Raw genomic sequence first — 1,409 nt, 5'->3', positions numbered from 1 at the left:
CCCCCGGCATCACCCAGACGATGCCGCTCGCGGTCTACCTCGCGATGGAGAGCGATCCGGAGGCGGCGATCGCCCTGTCGCTCGTGCTGCTCACCGTCTCGGTGGCGGTGCTCGCGCTGCTGCGCGACCGCTGGCTGCGGCCCGGGAGCACGCTGTGACCGGGGGCGCCGGAGGCCTCGACGTCGACGGCCTCATCGAGCGCGGCCAGTTCTCCCTGCGCCTCACGGCATCCGTGGCGCCGGGTGAGGTCGTGGCCGTCCTGGGCCCCAACGGCGCCGGCAAGTCGACCCTGCTGCGCGCGCTCGCGGGTCTCGTCGAGCTCAAGGACGGCTCGATCCGGCTCGACGGGGTGGTGCTCGACGACGCCGCCAACGACACGTGGGTCCCGCCGGAGCTGCGACCGGTCGGCATCGTGTTCCAGGACTACCGGCTGTTCCCGCACCTCGACGTCCTCGACAACATCGCCTTCGCCCCCCGCTCCATGGGCGCGAGCCGGGCGGCTTCGCGCGCCACTGCCCGGGAGTGGGTGGGCCGGCTTGGCCTCACCGAACTCGCCCACCACCGGCCGGGGCAGCTCTCGGGAGGGCAGGCCCAGCGGGTCGCCCTGGCGCGGTCCCTGGCCGCCGATCCCCGCCTGCTCCTGCTCGACGAACCGCTCGCGGCCCTCGACGCCCGGACGCGGCTCGACGTCCGCACGGCGTTGCGTGCCCACCTCGAGCAGTTCGCCGGCCCTGTGGTCGTCGTCACCCACGACCCGATCGACGCCATGGTCATCGCCGACCGGATCATCGTCATCGAGCAAGGGCGGGTCGTCCAGGAAGGCACCCCCGCGGAGGTCGCCCGCCATCCCGCGACGGACTACGTCGCCCGCCTCGTCGGACTCAACCTCTACGCGGGGACGCGTGACCCGGCATCCGCGGTGGTGAACCTCGACGGCGGCGGAACCCTCACGGTGTCCCCGACCCCGGGCACCGACGCCGACGCGCGGCGCCTGCTCGTGGCGCTCCCCCCGGGAGCGGTCAGCCTGTTCACCACTCCCGTCGAGAACACCAGTGCCCGCAACGTGTGGACCGGCGCGGTGACCGGCATCGAACTCCTCGGTGACCGCGTGCGCGTCGAGGTGACCGGGTCTCCGTCCTGCCTGGTCGACATCACCCCCGCGGCGCTGGCCGACCTCGGCCTCGAACGCGGCACCCCGGTGTGGCTGACGGCCAAGGCGACCGAGACCATCGCCTACCCGGCCTGACCCCGGCCGCTGAGCGTTGCGACATGGGGCGGAAAAGGTCAGGTCCGCAAGGGAAGGCACCCCTTGCGAACCTTGTGCTTCCCCCATGGGGAGGAAAAGCCGGGAGTGGGTATGGTCGGGCCATGGCAGCGACGCGGCTGATGCCCACCGAGGAGGGTCAGGA

Annotated in this window: 1 protein-coding gene; it reads left to right on the top strand. The window is 72.8% G+C overall.

Annotated elements, in window-relative coordinates:
- The first annotated feature begins 154 nt into the window (after positions 1-154).
- Positions 155-1,246, top strand: a complete 1,092-nt coding sequence (locus tag PLL68_RS15200) for an ABC transporter ATP-binding protein (RefSeq protein ID WP_324535543.1) — start codon at positions 155-157, stop codon at positions 1,244-1,246.
- Positions 1,247-1,409 lie beyond the last annotated feature (163 nt).

This window comes from Ornithinibacter sp., from assembly GCF_035443565.1.
GTDB lineage: Bacteria > Actinomycetota > Actinomycetes > Actinomycetales > Dermatophilaceae > Fodinibacter.
Note: the sequence above shows the minus strand (reverse complement) of the source record. Positions and strands in the feature narration are given on the sequence as shown.